Origin of the sequence: Pseudomonas sp. MWU16-30322 (genome assembly GCF_020515535.1) — a bacterium.
Classification (GTDB): Bacteria; Pseudomonadota; Gammaproteobacteria; order Pseudomonadales; family Pseudomonadaceae; genus Aquipseudomonas; species Aquipseudomonas fluorescens_H.
In genome coordinates, this window is the sequence record NZ_JAIWYL010000008.1 from 139,901 (window position 1) to 155,159 (window position 15,259).

General features: G+C 62.0%; 17 protein-coding genes. 9 read left to right on the forward strand and 8 right to left on the reverse strand.

What is annotated here, in order from left to right:
* Positions 1-14 precede the first annotated feature (14 nt).
* Complete coding sequence (locus tag LCH64_RS17905; protein WP_226500894.1) at positions 15-869, forward strand: sulfurtransferase; 855 nt, start codon at positions 15-17, stop codon at positions 867-869.
* Between the two features lie 111 nt (positions 870-980).
* Here the strand turns inward: LCH64_RS17905 and LCH64_RS17910 are convergent, their stop codons facing one another.
* The 5 genes from LCH64_RS17910 to LCH64_RS17930 form a co-directional block, all read right to left on the reverse strand.
* Entirely contained in the window at positions 981-1,820 is an 840-nt protein-coding gene (locus LCH64_RS17910; RefSeq protein WP_226500895.1) for an AraC family transcriptional regulator, read from the reverse strand.
* Positions 1,817-2,815 carry a hydrolase gene (locus tag LCH64_RS17915; RefSeq protein WP_226500896.1) on the reverse strand — a complete coding sequence of 333 codons (999 nt, stop codon included), beginning with the start codon at positions 2,813-2,815 and terminating at the stop codon, positions 1,817-1,819. Before LCH64_RS17915 ends, LCH64_RS17910 begins: the two co-directional genes overlap by 4 nt.
* 113 nt (positions 2,816-2,928) lie before the next feature.
* On the reverse strand, positions 2,929-3,534 hold the full coding sequence (rsmD, locus tag LCH64_RS17920; RefSeq protein ID WP_083367657.1) for a 16S rRNA (guanine(966)-N(2))-methyltransferase RsmD: 606 nt from the start codon (positions 3,532-3,534) through the stop codon (positions 2,929-2,931).
* The gene (locus LCH64_RS17925; RefSeq protein WP_226500897.1) at positions 3,534-5,021 is read right to left on the reverse strand and encodes a pitrilysin family protein; all 1,488 of its coding nucleotides are present in this window, start codon (positions 5,019-5,021) and stop codon (positions 3,534-3,536) included. Before LCH64_RS17925 ends, rsmD begins: the two co-directional genes overlap by 1 nt.
* The gene (locus LCH64_RS17930; RefSeq protein WP_226500898.1) at positions 5,014-6,369 is read right to left on the reverse strand and encodes a pitrilysin family protein; all 1,356 of its coding nucleotides are present in this window, start codon (positions 6,367-6,369) and stop codon (positions 5,014-5,016) included. Before LCH64_RS17930 ends, LCH64_RS17925 begins: the two co-directional genes overlap by 8 nt.
* 344 nt (positions 6,370-6,713) lie before the next feature.
* Between LCH64_RS17930 and ftsY the strand changes: the two genes are divergently transcribed.
* The 4 genes from ftsY (at position 6,714) to rpoH (ending at position 10,882) form a co-directional block, all read left to right on the forward strand.
* Positions 6,714-8,222, forward strand: a complete 1,509-nt coding sequence (gene ftsY, locus LCH64_RS17935; RefSeq protein WP_226500899.1) for a signal recognition particle-docking protein FtsY — start codon at positions 6,714-6,716, stop codon at positions 8,220-8,222.
* Positions 8,219-8,890, forward strand: a complete 672-nt coding sequence (ftsE, locus tag LCH64_RS17940) for a cell division ATP-binding protein FtsE (protein ID WP_003229148.1) — start codon at positions 8,219-8,221, stop codon at positions 8,888-8,890. Before ftsY ends, ftsE begins: the two co-directional genes overlap by 4 nt.
* Positions 8,887-9,912 carry a permease-like cell division protein FtsX gene (ftsX, locus tag LCH64_RS17945; protein WP_003229147.1) on the forward strand — a complete coding sequence of 342 codons (1,026 nt, stop codon included), beginning with the start codon at positions 8,887-8,889 and terminating at the stop codon, positions 9,910-9,912. The genes ftsE and ftsX overlap by 4 nt, the downstream gene beginning before the upstream one ends.
* A gap of 115 nt (positions 9,913-10,027) precedes the next feature.
* Complete coding sequence (gene rpoH / locus LCH64_RS17950; protein ID WP_003229146.1) at positions 10,028-10,882, forward strand: RNA polymerase sigma factor RpoH; 855 nt, start codon at positions 10,028-10,030, stop codon at positions 10,880-10,882.
* 198 nt (positions 10,883-11,080) lie between these two features.
* Here rpoH and mtgA read toward each other — a convergent pair whose 3' ends face one another.
* The gene (gene mtgA / locus LCH64_RS17955) at positions 11,081-11,803 is read right to left on the reverse strand and encodes a monofunctional biosynthetic peptidoglycan transglycosylase (protein WP_003229145.1); all 723 of its coding nucleotides are present in this window, start codon (positions 11,801-11,803) and stop codon (positions 11,081-11,083) included.
* A 74-nt stretch (positions 11,804-11,877) separates the two neighbouring features.
* Here mtgA and LCH64_RS17960 point away from each other — a divergent pair, with 74 nt between their 5' ends.
* From LCH64_RS17960 to trmB, 4 genes are all read left to right on the forward strand, one after another.
* Positions 11,878-12,249: a DUF423 domain-containing protein gene (locus LCH64_RS17960; protein ID WP_226500900.1), complete on the forward strand. Its 372-nt coding sequence runs from the start codon at positions 11,878-11,880 to the stop codon at positions 12,247-12,249.
* Positions 12,250-12,328: 79 nt separating this feature from the next.
* Positions 12,329-12,529, forward strand: a complete 201-nt coding sequence (gene thiS / locus LCH64_RS17965; protein ID WP_177434703.1) for a sulfur carrier protein ThiS — start codon at positions 12,329-12,331, stop codon at positions 12,527-12,529.
* A 60-nt stretch (positions 12,530-12,589) separates the two neighbouring features.
* Positions 12,590-13,384 carry a thiazole synthase gene (locus LCH64_RS17970; protein ID WP_047297148.1) on the forward strand — a complete coding sequence of 265 codons (795 nt, stop codon included), beginning with the start codon at positions 12,590-12,592 and terminating at the stop codon, positions 13,382-13,384.
* A 9-nt stretch (positions 13,385-13,393) separates the two neighbouring features.
* Positions 13,394-14,119, forward strand: a complete 726-nt coding sequence (gene trmB / locus LCH64_RS17975) for a tRNA (guanosine(46)-N7)-methyltransferase TrmB (protein WP_226500901.1) — start codon at positions 13,394-13,396, stop codon at positions 14,117-14,119.
* A gap of 129 nt (positions 14,120-14,248) precedes the next feature.
* On the opposite strand, the gene LCH64_RS17980 is transcribed toward trmB, so the two are convergent.
* Together LCH64_RS17980 and LCH64_RS17985 are read right to left on the reverse strand one after the other, a co-directional pair.
* The gene (locus LCH64_RS17980; RefSeq protein ID WP_003229136.1) at positions 14,249-14,797 is read right to left on the reverse strand and encodes an RNA 2'-phosphotransferase; all 549 of its coding nucleotides are present in this window, start codon (positions 14,795-14,797) and stop codon (positions 14,249-14,251) included.
* Positions 14,798-14,935: 138 nt separating this feature from the next.
* The gene (locus LCH64_RS17985) at positions 14,936-15,259 is read right to left on the reverse strand and encodes a DUF3392 domain-containing protein (protein WP_003229134.1); all 324 of its coding nucleotides are present in this window, start codon (positions 15,257-15,259) and stop codon (positions 14,936-14,938) included.

A 15,259-nucleotide genomic window follows, 5' to 3' on the forward strand; every position in this document is an offset into this window, starting at 1 on the left:
CACAGGAGTCCGTTATGCCGATTGCGCAACTGCTCAGCCCGAATGCACTGGATGCCCGCAAGGAGCAGCCGGGGCTGGTGATTCTCGATTGCCGTTTTGCCCTCGAAGACCCGGACTACGGGCAGCGCAGCTATGCCGAAGGGCACATCGCCGGCGCCCGCTTCGCCGACCTTGAGCGTGACCTCAGCGGCAAGGCGATCAAAGGCGTCACCGGACGTCACCCGCTGCCTGAGCCGGCGGCGCTGATCGAGCGTCTGCAGGCGTGGGGCATCAATGCCGACAGCGATGTGGTTTTGTACGACGACGGCCCCGGTGCCTATGCGGCTCGGGCCTGGTGGTTGCTGGCGTGGCTGGGCAAGCGCGACGGCGTGTTCATTCTCGACGGCGGGCTCAAGGCCTGGCACGCGGCGGGTCTGCCGCTGAGCCTGGATGCGCCATCGGTCACCCGGGGCAACTTCAGCGGGCAGCCGGACATGAACCTGCTGCTGAGTGCCGAGCAATTGCAGCAACGCCTCGGTCAGCCAAGCCTGACCCTGATCGACGCCCGGGCCTTGCCGCGTTTCAAGGGTGAGGTGGAGCCGATTGACCCGATTGCTGGGCACATTCCCGGCGCGCAATGCGCAGCGTTTACCGAAAACCTTGGCAGCGACGGGCGATTCCTGCCGGCGGAGCAGCTCAAGCGGCGCTTTGCCGCGAAACTCGGCGAGCGTTCACCTGCGGAACTGGTCGCCTATTGCGGCTCCGGGGTGACGGCGTGTCACAACCTGTTTGCGTTGTGCCTGGCGGGGTATCCGCTGGGTTCGCTGTATGCCGGGTCGTGGAGTGAGTGGATCAACGAGCCTTCTCGCGGGATTGCCACCGGCGAATAACGTCACCATCCCCCCAATGTGGGAGCGGGCTTGCTCGCGAAAGCGGTGTATCAGCAGGCATCATTGTCGACTGAAACACCGCTTTCGCGAGCAAGCCCGCTCCCACAGGGGTTAATCGCCGCTAACAGGTTGTCGGGCACTGCGATACGCCGCCGGCCCCACGCCATACACCTGCTTGAACTGCCGGCTCAGATGACTCTGGTCGGCAAAGCCCAACTGCATGGCGACTTCCACCGGCAGGCAACCGTGCTGCAATAAACCCCGGGCCGTGGCGATGCGCTGCTGCATCAGCCAGGTGTGCGGTGGCATGCCGGTGGCGCGGCGGAATACCCGGGCGAAGTGGAAGGGCGACAGATTCACTGCGGCCGCCAGCTCTTCCAGCGCCGGCGGCGCAGCGAGTTGCGCATGCAGCAACTCCTTGGCCATCACCACCGCGCGGTGTTCCTTGCCCGGTTTACCGTTGATCTGCACCGCCGCGTGCCGCTGCAACAGCAGCATCATCATCTCGCGCCATACCGTTTGCTGTTGCAGCGCGGTGGCGGGGCTTTCCAGCAAGCGATGCAGCTGACAGAAACCGTTGACCAGATCCGGGTCGCGATACAGCGTCGCGCCAAACGCCGGCATCGGTGCGGTGGGCAGTTCCAGTTCTTCGAGCAGTGAAACGATCTTTCCGGTATCGGGATAAAACGCCCGGTACAGCCAGCCGTCCTCGGTGCCCTTGTGCCCGGTGTGCAATTCGTCCGGGTTGATCAGCACCAGGGTGCCGCTGCCAGCCAGGTGTTCGGCACCGCGATAGCGATAACGCTGGGCGCCGGCCATGATCATGCCGATCACATAACCCTCGTGGACGTGCGGGGCGAAGCGATGCTCGATGTAACGCGCCGACAGCAACTCGACCCCGGCCAGTGGCGCGGTCTGCCAGAAACGGATCGACTCGCCCTGGTCGCTCATGAGGTCACACGGGCCAACCATTGCGGGATGCGCCGTTCCAGGTAGTAACCGGGCTGGCGCAACGTGCCATCGACAAACCCGACATGCCCACCCTTGGCCTGCAGCTCGAACTGCGTGGTGGCGGACAGCTCTTCGGCCGTCGGCAGGCTGTGGGGGAATACGAACGGATCGTCAGCGGCTTGAATGATCAGGGTCGGGGTGCGGATCTCGCCGAGAAAGTAGCGACTCGACGCCCGGCGATAGTAATCCTCGGCATCGGTAAAACCGTGCAGCGGCGCAGTGACCCGGCCGTCGAAGTCCCAGAAAGTCCGCATGTTCTCCAGTGAACCGAGCGCCGCCAGAGCCGCCAGGCCATCCTCGCGCCCGTCGTGCTGGAACTGCCGTTGCTTGTTCTTGATGTAGGCGACCATCTCGCGCATGAAATGCGCCTGATAGACCTTGGAGAAGCCCTGACCGATCCGGTCCGCACACTGATCAAGGCGAAACGGCACCGACACCGCCACCGCACCGAGCACGCCGCTGTCGCTGCCGGTCTCGCCGAGATGCTTGAGCAACACGTTGCCGCCGAGGGAATAACCGACCGCATACAGCGGCGCCAGCGGGCGTTTGGCGCGCAAGTGTTGGATGGCTTCGGCGAGGTCTTCGCTGGCACCGGAGTGGTAGCTGCGCGGCAGCAGATTGGGTTCGCCGGAGCAGCCACGCCAGTTCAGCGCGACACTGGCCCAGCCTTGTGCGGCGAGGGCGGCCTGAATTCCGGCGACGTAGGGCGAATTGGAAGAACCGGTCAACCCGTGCAATACCAGCACCAGCGGCGCGTCGGCGCTGTGCGGACCATGCCAGTCGAGGTCGAGGAAGTCCCCGTCGTCCAGCCACAGGCGTTCGCGCTGGCGATCGAGGTGGACGGTTTTGCGCCACAGCGGCCCCCACAAGGTTTGCAGGTGCGGATTGCCGAGGCCGAAGGCGGGGGTGAAGCGTTCAGTTTCCAGAGTGCACACACCTTTTGTGGCGAGGGAGCTTGCTCCCGCTGGGGCGCGAAGCGGCCCTTTTTTGGGACTGCTGCGCAGTCCAGCGGGAGCAAGCTCCCTCGCCACAGGGTTGTTCAATACGTTTAGTTGACTGCCATACGTTGCCACAACGCGTAGTACACCCGCCCGGATTTCTGCTCGCGGTGCAGGCGCCAGTTGCCCGGCAGGCCCAGCGTCGAAGGCGCGGTCTCGCTTTCAGTGTAGATCCACGAATCCGGCGCCAGCCATTGGCGTTCTTCCAGCAGGGTGCAGACCGCAGGCAGCAGGTTCTGGTTGAACGGTGGATCGAGAAATACCAGATCGAACGGCGTGGCGACCTGGGTTTCCAGGTAGCGCAGGGCGTCGGCAGTCTGCACCTGGCCGTTGGTGCAGCGCAGGGTGCCAAGGTGTTCCTTCAGGCTCGATACCGCAACGTTGCTGGCATCCAGCGCCTGGCCCATGGCCGCGCCGCGGGACAATGCCTCCAGAAACAGCGCGCCGCTGCCGGCGAACGGATCCAGCACCTTGGCCCCGGCCACATACGGCGCGAGCCAGTTGAACAGGGTTTCGCGCACGCGGTCCGGTGTCGGGCGCAGGCCGGGGGCATCGGGGAAGCTCAGTTTGCGGCTGCGCCATTCGCCGCCGATGATGCGCAGCTGGTTCACACCGTTGTGGACGTTCTGCGCAGGTTTTTTAGGGCGAGTAGCCATTAATGCTCCGGAACCCCGAGCGGTTGCTCGGCAGGTTTATCAGATGGGGCCGGTAACGGCTTTTGCGGCACGGTCGGGCCAGCGCTGACGATGACCAGCTTGTCCGTGCTCAGGTGTTTGTTCATCGCGTCTTTGACCTGCTCGACTGTCAGGCTCTGGGACTGACGCATGAAGTCTTCCAGATAGCTCAGCGGCAGATTATAGAAACCCATGGCGCCCAGCTGGCCGACGATATCGGCGTTGCTCGCGGTGGACAGCGGGAAGCTGCCGGCCAGTTCGCGTTTGGCATCATCGAGTTCTTTCTGGGTCGGGCCGGTCTTCAGGTAATCGGCGAGCACGTCCTGCACCAGTTTCAGGGTGCCTTCGCTCATTTCCGCACGGGTCTGCAGATTGATCATGAACGGGCCGCGAGCCTGCATCGGGCTGAAACCCGAGTAGACGCCGTAGGTCAGGCCGCGCTTCTCGCGCACTTCGCTCATCAGACGGGTACCGAAACCGCCGCCACCGAGGATCTGGTTGCCCATCGACAGCGCCGCGTAATCCGGGTCGTCACGGTCGATGCCCAGTTGCGCGAGCAACAGGTTGGTCTGCTTCGACGGAAACTCGATGTGATTGATGCTGGCTTTCGGTTCCTGCGGCTGAGCGATCTTCGCCAGTGCCGGGCCTTTCGGCAGGGCAGAGGAGACCTGATTGGCAATCGCCTCGGCCTCGGCGCGAGACAAGTCACCGACCAGTGCGATCACCACGTTACCGGCCGCGTAGGCCTTGGCGTGGAATTCACGCAGTTGCGCCAGGGTGATCTTCGGCACGCTCTGCGCATTACCGTCGCTGGAGTGCGCATACGGGTGGTCGCCGTACAAACGCTTCATCAGCTCGAGGCTGGCGAGTTTGCCGGGGTTCTGTTTCTGGTATTCGAAACCGGCGAGCATCTGGTTCTTGATGCGCGCGAAGGAATCGGCCGGGAAGGTCGGTTTGCCGACCACCTCGGAGAACAGCTTCAGCGCCGGCTCGCGCTTGTCGGCGGCACTCAGACTGCGCAGCGAAGCCAGCGCCATGTCCTTGTAGGCGCCGTTGCCGAAATCCGCCCCGAGGCTTTCGAAGCCCTGGGCGATGGCGCCAACGTCCTTGCCCGCCACGCCCTCGTTGAGCATGGCGTTGGTCAGGATTGCCAGGCCCGGCGCATTGCCGTCCTGGCTGCTGCCCGCGGCGAAGATCAGGCGCATGTCGAACATCGGCAGCTCATGGGCTTCGACGAACAGCACCTTGGCGCCTTCGGCGGTATTCCAGCTCTGCACGTCGAGCTTGCGGCTGGCCGGGGCCTTGCCATCGAGTTCGGCCAGCGATTGCAGCTTCTGGCTGGACTTGGCGTTGTCCAGTGCTTCACTGGCGTCGGTTTTAACGCCGGGCATCAGATAGAACGCGGCAGAGCCGATCACAGCGATGGCGATCAGGCCGAGCAACAGGCGTGGGGTTTTACGCTCACTCATGAGTCGTCTCCAGTGGCAGGACATGGGCGACGCTGAGACGTTCGCGGGTGAAATACAGCTTGGCGGCGTTCTGGATGTCTTGCGGGGTCACGCTTTCCAGATCGGCGAGTTCGGTGTCCATCAACTTCCACGACAGACCGACCGTTTCCAGTTGGCCGATGGCGGTGGCCTGACTGGTGATCGAATCACGTTCGAACACCAGGCCGGCGATCACTTGCGCCCGCACGCGCTCGAGTTCTTCGGCGGACGGTGCGGTGGTTTTCAACTGGTCCAGGAGTTTCCACAGACCGGCTTCAGCTTGCGCCATGGTCTTGTCCTTCTGCGTGTTCGGCGTCGCCGACAGGGTGAACAGGCTGTCGCCACGGGTGTAGGCGTCGTAGCTCGACGAACCGCCGGAGACCAGCTCTTCGCCGCGCTCCAGTTGCGTCGGGATGCGCCCGCTGTAGCCGCCGTCGAGCAACGCCGAGATCAGGCGCAGGGCGTTGACCGAGCGCTTGTCTTCAGCGGTGGCGATGCTGGGCACGTTGAAACCGAGCATCAGGCTGGGCAGTTGAGTCTGCACGTGCAGGGTGATCTGGCGCTCACCCGGCTCGGCCAGTTCCAGCGGTTTCTTCGCTGGCGGCACGTCGCGCTTGGCAATCGGCCCGAAATAGCGCTGGGCGAGGGTCTTCACCTCATCAGGGGTGACGTCGCCGACCACCACCAGCGTGGCGTTGTTCGGCACATACCAGGACTGATACCAGTGCCGCAGCTCTTCGACCTTCATCCGATCGAGGTCGGCCATCCAGCCGATGGTCGGCGTGTGGTAGCCACTGGCCGGGTAAGCCATCGCCTTGTAGCGCTCGTAAGCCTTGGACATCGGCTTGTCGTCGGTGCGCAGGCGACGCTCTTCCTTGATGACTTCGATTTCCTTGGCGAACTCGTCAGCCGGCAGGCGCAGATGGGCCATGCGGTCGGCTTCCAGTTCGAAGGCCACGCCCAGACGGTCGCGGGCCAGCACCTGGTAATACGCGGTGAAATCGTCGCTGGTGAAGGCGTTTTCTTCGGCGCCCAGATCGCGCAGGATCAACGAGGCTTCGCCGGGGCCGACTTTCTCGCTGCCCTTGAACATCATGTGCTCAAGCGCGTGGGACAGGCCGGTCTGGCCCGGGGTTTCGTAGCTGGAACCGACCTTGTACCAGACCTGCGACACCACCACCGGCGCGCGATGGTCTTCGCGCACGACGACCTTCAGGCCGTTGTCGAGGGTGAATTCGTGGGTCGGTTGCGGGTCGGCCGCCAGGGCCGAAAGGGGCAGGCAGACTGTGCTGAGCAGCAGGCCTGCAGCGCGGCGGGCTAGAGCATTCATTCGTTTTTTAACCTGTTGGGCTGCCCGCTTGGTCTTAGCGTCGGCGGGCGAGAGGGTGCTAGGATACTGATCCGTTTTACCGGCGACCACGCCTATCAGGTTTTCAGGCCTGAACCGGCTGTATGGGTTTGCGGCAGAAAGCTGCGGTTTATCGACTAGACTTCGCTTTTTCGCCGATTTTGCCGGTTTAGTCCTTCGTTTATACGATTCTTTGAGGTGCCGCTGGCGCCTCGACAAAATGTTGCGCGTGAACAAGCTGGATGAAACACAGTCTGTTCTGCATCGAATATTTATTTGCCGGGGCGCCCTTATGGCGCGTCGCTACCGTGAGATAGCCGTCCTCCATGTTTGGTTCCAACGACGACAAGAAGACCCCAGCTGCGGCTGGCGAGAAGAAAAGCCTGTTCGGATGGCTGCGTAAGAAACCGCAGGAACCCGTCGTCGAACAGCCGCCCGTGATTCCTGAGCCAGCCCCGGCGCCAGTCATAGAAGCAGAGCCGGCGCCGATCGTTCTGCCGATTGCCGAGCCGGTGCTGCAACCGGTCGAGCCCGAGCCAGAACCTGAAACCCCGGTGGCGGCCGAGCTGCCACTGACCCCGGCGACCGAGCCGTGGCTGACCTTGCCGGTGGCGGAAGAACCGGTGGCCTTGGTCGAAGAGGCCGCGCCGCATGTGACGCCGCCGATTCCGGCGCCGGCAGCGTTCGTTCCTGAAGTTGCTCCGGCGCCAGTGGTTGAGCCGGTTGTCGAGCCTGCGCCGGTTGTTGCCGAGCCGGTGGCCCCGGTGTTCGTTGCCCCTGTTTCGCCGGTCGTTCAGCAGCCCGAGCCTGCACCTGCACCTGCACCGGTCGTCGCTGCTCCGGTTGTGCCGGTGGAAGTGGTTGCTGAAACGCCAGTCGAAGCCCCGCGCAGCGAAGAAACCAAAGTCGGCTTCTTCGCCCGCCTCAAGCAAGGCCTGTCGAAAACCAGCGCCAGCATCGGCGAGGGCATGGCCAGCCTGTTTCTCGGCCGTAAAACCATCGATGACGACCTGCTCGATGAGCTGGAAACCCGCCTGCTGACCGCCGATGTCGGTGTCGAAGCCACCACGCAGATCATCCAGCGCCTGACCCAGAAGGTCGCCCGCAAAGAATTGGCCGACGCCGACGCGCTGTACAAGTCGTTGCAGGCCGAGCTGGCGGCGATGCTCAAGCCGGTCGAGCAGCCGCTGAAAATTGCCTCGCAGCACAAGCCGTTCGTGATTCTGGTGGTCGGCGTCAATGGCGCTGGCAAGACCACCACCATCGGCAAACTGGCGAAGAAGCTGCAACTGGAAGGCAAGAAAGTCATGCTCGCCGCCGGTGACACCTTCCGCGCCGCTGCCGTTGAGCAGCTGCAGGTCTGGGGCGAGCGCAACAAGATCCCGGTGATCGCCCAGCACACCGGCGCCGACTCTGCGTCGGTGATCTTCGACGCCGTGCAGGCCGCCAAGGCCCGTGGCATCGACGTGCTGATCGCCGACACCGCCGGTCGTCTGCACACCAAAGACAACCTGATGGAAGAGCTGAAGAAAGTTCGCCGGGTAATCGGCAAGCTCGACGCCGACGCGCCGCACGAAGTGCTGCTGGTGCTCGACGCCGGCACCGGTCAGAACGCGATCAACCAGGCCAAGCAATTCAACCAGACCGTCGAACTGACCGGCCTGGCGCTGACCAAGCTGGACGGTACCGCCAAGGGCGGGGTGATTTTCGCCCTGGCCAAGCAGTTTGGTTTGCCGATCCGCTACATCGGCGTCGGTGAAGGCATCGACGATCTGCGTACCTTTGAAGCCGAACCCTTTGTCCAGGCACTGTTTGCCGAGCGGGAGCGTTCATGATTCGTTTCGAACAGGTCGGTAAACGCTACCCGAACGGTCACGTCGGCTTGCATGAGCTGAGCTTTCGAGTCCGTCGTGGCGAGTTTCTGTTTGTCACCGGTCACTCCGGTGCCGGTAAGTCCACGCTGTTGCGCCTGTTGCTGGCGATGGAGCGTCCGACCAGCGGCAAACTGCTGCTGGCCGGGCAGGATCTGAGCACCATCAGCAACGCGCAGATTCCGTTCCTGCGTCGGCAGATCGGCGTGGTGTTCCAGAATCACCAGTTGCTGTTTGATCGCACGGTGTTCAACAACGTCGCGCTGCCGCTGCAGATTCTCGGCCTGTCCAAGGCCGAAATCGCCAAGCGCGTCGATTCGGCGCTGGAGCGCGTGGCGCTGTCGGATAAAACCGATCTGTACCCGGGCGACCTGTCCACCGGTCAGCAACAGCGCGTCGGCATCGCTCGCGCCATCGTGCACCGTCCGGCCCTGCTGCTGGCGGACGAACCGACCGGTAACCTCGACCCGCGTCTGGCGGCCGAGATCATGGGCGTGTTCGAAGACATCAACCGGCTGGGCACCAGCGTGCTGATCGCCAGTCACGATCTGGCCCTGATTGCGCGTATGCGCCACCGCATGCTGACCTTGCAGCGCGGCCGATTGATCGGCGACGGGGAGGCCGGCGTATGAGTGCGACACGCAGTCCGAAGGTTTCCGAGCGCGTGGCCCCGAAAGCCGCCGACCCGCAGCCGCCGAAGAAGAAAAAACACGACGATGACGACGGCCCGGACTTTTCCACGCTGTTGCGTTCGTGGATCGAAAGTCACCGCGCCAGCCTGCTCGACAGCCTGCGTCGCCTCGGCAAGCAGCCGATCGGCAGCTTTTTCACCTGCATGGTGATGGCCGTGGCGTTGAGCCTGCCGATGGGCCTGTCGCTGCTGATCAACAACGTCGAGCGTCTCGGCGGTTCGTGGCAGCGTGCGGCGCAGATTTCGCTGTACCTGCAGCTGGATGCCACGCCCGCGCAGGGTGAGGCGTTGCGCGAGCAGATCAAAGGCATGCCCGGCGTTGCTGATGCCGAATATGTCGGCCGTGATCAGGCGCTGGAGGAGTTCCAGCAGCAGTCCGGTCTGGGCGAGGCCCTGCGCGAGCTGCCGGAAAACCCGCTGCCGGGCGTGGTGCTGGTGACCCCGAAGGAAGTCGACAAGCCGACGCTGGAAGCATTAAGACAAAAACTTTCCGAGCTGCCGAAGGTACAACAGGCGCAACTTGATCTAGTCTGGGTCGAGCGTCTGGCCGCTATCCTCAAGCTCGGTGATCGTTTTGTCTTCGGTCTGACAGTGCTACTGGTTTCTGCATTACTTTTGGTGATAGGCAATACCATTCGTCTTCATATTGAAAACCGCCGCACAGAGATAGAAGTGATTAAACTCGTCGGCGGCACTGACAGCTATGTGCGTCGTCCCTTTCTTTATATGGGCGCGTTGTATGGCTTCGGTGCGGGTGTTCTGTCCTGGGGAGTGCTGGCGTTCGGCCTCAACTGGCTGAACGACGCGGTGGTTGGACTGGCCGGTTTGTACGGCAGTGATTTCGCGCTGGCCGGAGTGCCAGTTGCCGACGGTCTGTCGCTCTTGCTTGGCGCGGTGCTGTTGGGTTATATCGGTGCATGGATTGCAGTCGCACGTCATCTCAGGGAGCTGGCGCCGAAGTAGAATCTTTTTTGCGCGTGATTGACCTCGCGGTTTTTTTGGGAACTTGTACTTGAATTCCCGGTCAATTTTTCGCAGTGCCGAGAGGCACGAGTATGTAAGTGGGAGGTTTTTTCGCATGACCAATTCTTTGCAACCTGCGTATGCGTTGGTTCCGGGTGCGAACCTGGAAGCCTATGTGCACACCGTCAACAGCATTCCATTGCTGACGCCGGAGCAGGAGCGTGAACTGGCCGAGAGTCTCTACTATGAGCAGGATTTGGGGGCGGCTCGGCAGATGGTGCTCGCCCACCTGCGTTTTGTCGTACACATTGCCCGTAGCTATTCCGGCTACGGTCTGGCTCAGGCTGACCTGATCCAGGAAGGCAACGTCGGCCTGATGAAGGCCGTGAAGCGCTTCAACCCGGAAATGGGTGTGCGTCTGGTGTCGTTCGCCGTGCACTGGATCAAGGCGGAAATTCACGAGTTCATCCTGCGCAACTGGCGCATTGTGAAAGTCGCGACCACCAAGGCCCAGCGCAAGCTGTTCTTCAACCTGCGCAGCCAGAAGAAACGTCTGGCGTGGCTGAACAACGAGGAAGTCCACCGTGTGGCGGAAAGCCTCGGCGTCGAACCACGTGAAGTGCGCGAGATGGAAAGTCGTCTGACCGGTCATGACATGGCCTTCGATCCGGCTGCTGAAGCCGATGACGACAGTGCTTTCCAGTCGCCGGCCAACTACCTTGAAGACCACCGGTACGACCCGGCGCGTCAACTGGAAGATGCCGACTGGAGCGACAACTCCAACCACAACCTGCACGAAGCGCTGGAAGTGCTGGATGAACGTAGCCGCGACATCCTCTACCAGCGCTGGCTGGCAGAAGAAAAAGCCACGCTGCACGACCTGGCGCAGAAGTACAACGTGTCGGCCGAGCGAATCCGTCAGCTCGAGAAGAGCGCGATGAACAAGCTCAAGTTGTCGATCGCCGCATAACCGGCGCCTCGGCAAACAAAAAACGCCCCGATCAGCGATGATCGGGGCGTTTTCGTTTCTGGCTCAACACAAATTCCTGTAGGAGTGAGCCTGCTCGCGAATGCGGTTTATCAGTGACATCAATGCAAGCTGACACACCGCTTTCGCGAGCAAGCCCGCTCCCACAGTGATTGATGGTGTCTGAATAATTGAATGTGGTTATTCGGCCCAAGGCGCCCGGCGCGAATCGTTGAGCCCCAGCAGATAGCTGGTCCCGCCCAACTGGCTCATCTGCTGCCGAATCCACCCGGCCCGGCGTGACACATAAGCCGTAGGATGGCTGGCGCTCCACACTCGCGGGTTGGGCAGCACCGCCGCCAGATAGCTCGCCTGCTGCCGCGATAACGACTTGGCGCTCACGCCAAAGTGATGGCGTGCCGCCGCTTCGGCACCAAACACCCCGTCGTCCCACTCGACGCTGTTCAGATAAACCTCAAGAATCCTCTGCTTGGGCCAGAACACCTCGATCAATGCGGTAAACCACGCCTCCAGGCCTTTGCGCAGATAACTGCGGCCCGACCACAGAAACAGGTTCTTGGAGACTTGCTGGCTCAAAGTGCTGGCGCCGCGAATCGAACCGCCGAGCTCGTTGTGGGCCAATGCAGCCTGGATCGCGCCGAAGTCAAAACCCCAGTGCTCGGGAAATTTCTGGTCTTCGCCGGCCATGACCGCGACCTTGAGGTCGTCGGAGATCTCGTCCCACGGCTTCCAAGTGCGTTGCAGGTCAATCGGCTCGCCGTCGACCCAGGATTCGATCTTGCGCTCGACCATCAGCGCCGTGCCCGGCGGTGGCACGAAGCGAAACAGCAACACCAGCAATACACTGCCGCCCGCGAACCAGAGCAGGGCCTTCGTGAGACGACGCAAAAGTGAACGCAGCATAGAGATGGCTTGGCCGAACCGATAGAGCGGGCCATTATACAGACCCTGCCGAACGAGTCTGACTGGAGTTCCACATGCTGCGTGGCTTTCTGATGCTGGCCGCTTTCTTTGGTTTTACCGGTGTGGGCCTGGGCGCCTTCGCCGCTCATGGCCTGAAAAGCCGCCTGACCCCCGAGTATCTGGCGATTTTCCACACCGGCGTGACCTATCAACTGGTGCACACCCTGGCGCTGTTCGGCGTTGCGCTGCTGGCCACGCAGATTCAGGGACGTCTGGTGACCTGGGCCGGTATCTCGTTCGCCATCGGCATCCTGTTGTTCTCCGGCAGTCTGTATGTGCTGACCACCACCGGCATCAGCAAGCTCGGCATCATCACCCCGTTCGGTGGCCTGGCGTTTCTGCTCGGCTGGCTGTGCCTTGGACTGGCCGCCTGGCGCCTGCAGTAACCGCTTGACGCTTGGTGCTGACCTTTAGGTCATGATCGGGCTAGAATGCCACCCCCTAAAAATGATGGCGGCCTGGCGCATGCGCATTCAGTTGAACGGCGAATCCCTTGAACTGCCCGACGGTGAAACCGTTGCGGCCCTGATCACCCGCCTGGAACTGACCGGACGCCGGGTGGCAGTCGAACTCAATCTGGACATCGTTCCACGCAGCCAGCATGCCGAGACCGTTCTCAACGACGGCGACAACGTCGAAGTGGTGCACGCCATCGGCGGCGGCTAGCCGCCGGGTCCGCAAGGGCACAGAATTCTGCAAGACCCTCACCCTTAAAGAGGATTCCCCATGAGCATCGTTCGTAGCGACAAGCCTTTCGTTCTGGCCGGTCGTACTTACCAGTCGCGTTTGCTGGTCGGTACCGGCAAGTACCGTGACATGGAAGAAACCCGTCAGGCCATCGAAGCCTCGGGTGCCGAGATCGTCACCTTCGCCGTGCGCCGCACTAATCTGGGCCAGATCGAAGGCGAGCCGAACCTGCTCGACGTGCTGTCGCCGGATCGCTACACCTTTTTGCCGAACACCGCCGGTTGCTACGACGCTATCGAAGCCGTGCGCACCTGCCGGCTGGCCCGTGAGCTGCTCGATGGTCACAACCTGGTGAAGCTGGAAGTGCTGGCCGACCAGAAAACCCTGTTCCCCAACGTGATCGAAACCCTCAAGGCCGCAGAAACGCTGGTCAAGGAAGGCTTCGACGTGATGGTTTACACCAGTGATGACCCGATCATCGCCCGGCAACTGGCGGAAATCGGCTGCATCGCGGTCATGCCGCTGGCCGGTCTGATCGGTTCCGGTCTGGGGATCTGCAACCCGTACAACCTGCAGATCATCCTCGAAGAAGCGAAAATTCCGGTGCTGGTGGATGCCGGTGTCGGTACCGCTTCCGACGCTACCATCGCCATGGAGCTGGGCTGTGACGCGGTGCTGATGAACTCGGCCATCGCCCACGCCCAGCAACCGGTGATGATGGCCCAAGCCATGCAACACGCGATCGTCGCGGGCCGCCTGGCCTACCTCGCCGGCCGCATGCCGAAAAAACTCTATGCCAGCGCCTCTTCGCCGCTGGATGGTCTGATCAAGTAAGAGCCATTGATGACTGAATCGAACGACACGCCTCTCCAGACGGAAGAGGGCGACGAGCGCCAACACCGCCGCATCAAGAGTTTCGTGATGCGCGCCGGGCGCATGACCGAAGGCCAGCAACGTGGTCTGGATCAGGGCGCGCCGCTGTACGTGCTGCCGCTGGCCGACGCGCCGGTGGATTACGATCAGGTGTTCGGCCGCTCGGCGCCGCGCTCGCTGGAGATCGGTTTCGGCATGGGCCACTCGCTGCTGGAAATGGCCGCGGCGGCGCCGGATCAGGACTTCATCGGTGTGGAAGTGCACCGTCCGGGTGTCGGCGCGCTGCTCAACGGCGTGCTGACTCAGGGCCTGACCAACCTGCGGGTCTACGATTGCGACGCGATCGAAGTGCTCAACCGCTGCATCGCCGACAACATCCTCGATCGCCTGATGCTGTTCTTCCCGGATCCATGGCACAAGAGCCGTCACCACAAGCGTCGTATCGTTCAGGCGTCCTTCGCCGAACTGGTGCGCAGCAAGCTGAAGGTTGGCGGCATCCTGCACATGGCCACCGACTGGGAACCGTACGCCGAGTACATGCTGGAAGTGATGAACGTCGCCCCGGGCTACCGCAACCTCGCCGAAGACGGCAAATGCGTACCGCGCCCGGCCGAACGGCCGATCACCAAGTTCGAACGCCGCGGCGAACGTCTTGGGCATGGCGTGTGGGATCTGAAGTTCGAGAAAATCTCCTAAGCATCACGCAAAACCCAATGTGGGAGCGGGCTTGCTCGCGAAGGCTGTGGATCATTCAACGTTGATGTTGACTGATCCGACGCCTTCGCGAGCAAGCCCGCTCCCACAGTTGTTTTGTGTGCTCAGAAATTACAGGGTGGAAAGAAATCGAGCCGGCACCTGTTCTGTAAGCCAGACACCGTTTTCGGCCTGATAGAACTTGAAGCCCTGTTCTTCCATTTGTCGTGCGGCGACTTTCAAAATCACCACGGTACCGTAGCGCTGCCCGACCGCCGTAGCGGTGTCGATGTCTTGGGAAAGGTGCACGTGATGGCGTGATCCCGGGATCAGGCCTTGTTCTTTGATTGACTCAAGAAAGCGCGTCGCCGTGCCGTGATACAGCATTTGCGGGGGCTGTTTCTGCTCAAACTGCAGATCCACGCTTTTCGTTGAATGGCCCTGAACCGCACGAATCAGTTGGCCGTCCTCGGAAATCGAGAAGCGCTTTTTGTCGCTACTTGTAACGACTGCTTCAATCAGTTCGCGATCCAGTTTACGACCGTCACCCATAGCGCCGCTGATCAGTGCGTCGATATTCGCCCAGCCTTCAGAATCCAGCGTCAGACCAACCGCCTGAGGTTCATGGCGCAACACGAAGCTGAGAAATTTGCTTGTCTCGTCCAACAGTTTTTTGCTCATGAACGTCCCTGTCATTGCGATCAACTGTGGGAGCGGGCTTGCTCGCGAAAGCGGTGGATCATTCAACGTTGATGTTGACTGACCCGACGCCTTCGCGAGCAAGCCCGCTCCCACAGTTGTTTTGGGGTATTTGCAGAATCAGCGGCGGTCGGCGACTACGCCAATAAGGACGAGGACCACCAGCAGCACCGGCGCCAGGCTGTAGTTGTTGAACTGGCTCAGGCCCTTGACCACCCACGGTGTGGCGTAGATCAGTGCGGCGCCGCTGCCGATCACGCACAGCAGGGCCATCAGCGGTACGCGCAGGGCGCCGGCGATGCTGCCAAGGCGTTGTTCGACCCAGCCTTTGAAGTCGGCGCCGAACAGCACCAGCAGGCAGCCCACCAGCGCCAGGGCGATTTCCGAGAGGTTGCTGCGGCTCCAGCGGGACACGGTGGCGAGCAGATCGAGTATCAAATCCAT

Excerpts from the sequence above, each read along its gene's own strand:
- LCH64_RS17905 (WP_226500894.1), top strand. The coding sequence starts at position 15 with ATGCCGATTGCGCAACTGCTCAGCCCGAATGCACTGGATGCCCGCAAG.
- LCH64_RS17910 (WP_226500895.1), bottom strand. The coding sequence starts at position 1,820 with ATGAGCGACCAGGGCGAGTCGATCCGTTTCTGGCAGACCGCGCCACTG.
- rsmD (WP_083367657.1), bottom strand. The coding sequence starts at position 3,534 with ATGGCTACTCGCCCTAAAAAACCTGCGCAGAACGTCCACAACGGTGTG.
- LCH64_RS17925 (WP_226500897.1), bottom strand. The coding sequence starts at position 5,021 with ATGAGTGAGCGTAAAACCCCACGCCTGTTGCTCGGCCTGATCGCCATC.
- LCH64_RS17930 (WP_226500898.1), bottom strand. The coding sequence starts at position 6,369 with ATGAATGCTCTAGCCCGCCGCGCTGCAGGCCTGCTGCTCAGCACAGTC.
- ftsY (WP_226500899.1), top strand. The coding sequence starts at position 6,714 with ATGTTTGGTTCCAACGACGACAAGAAGACCCCAGCTGCGGCTGGCGAG.
- ftsE (WP_003229148.1), top strand. The coding sequence starts at position 8,219 with ATGATTCGTTTCGAACAGGTCGGTAAACGCTACCCGAACGGTCACGTC.
- ftsX (WP_003229147.1), top strand. The coding sequence starts at position 8,887 with ATGAGTGCGACACGCAGTCCGAAGGTTTCCGAGCGCGTGGCCCCGAAA.
- rpoH (WP_003229146.1), top strand. The coding sequence starts at position 10,028 with ATGACCAATTCTTTGCAACCTGCGTATGCGTTGGTTCCGGGTGCGAAC.
- mtgA (WP_003229145.1), bottom strand. The coding sequence starts at position 11,803 with ATGCTGCGTTCACTTTTGCGTCGTCTCACGAAGGCCCTGCTCTGGTTC.
- LCH64_RS17960 (WP_226500900.1), top strand. The coding sequence starts at position 11,878 with ATGCTGCGTGGCTTTCTGATGCTGGCCGCTTTCTTTGGTTTTACCGGT.
- thiS (WP_177434703.1), top strand. The coding sequence starts at position 12,329 with ATGCGCATTCAGTTGAACGGCGAATCCCTTGAACTGCCCGACGGTGAA.
- LCH64_RS17970 (WP_047297148.1), top strand. The coding sequence starts at position 12,590 with ATGAGCATCGTTCGTAGCGACAAGCCTTTCGTTCTGGCCGGTCGTACT.
- trmB (WP_226500901.1), top strand. The coding sequence starts at position 13,394 with ATGACTGAATCGAACGACACGCCTCTCCAGACGGAAGAGGGCGACGAG.
- LCH64_RS17980 (WP_003229136.1), bottom strand. The coding sequence starts at position 14,797 with ATGAGCAAAAAACTGTTGGACGAGACAAGCAAATTTCTCAGCTTCGTG.
- LCH64_RS17985 (WP_003229134.1), bottom strand. The coding sequence starts at position 15,259 with ATGGATTTGATACTCGATCTGCTCGCCACCGTGTCCCGCTGGAGCCGC.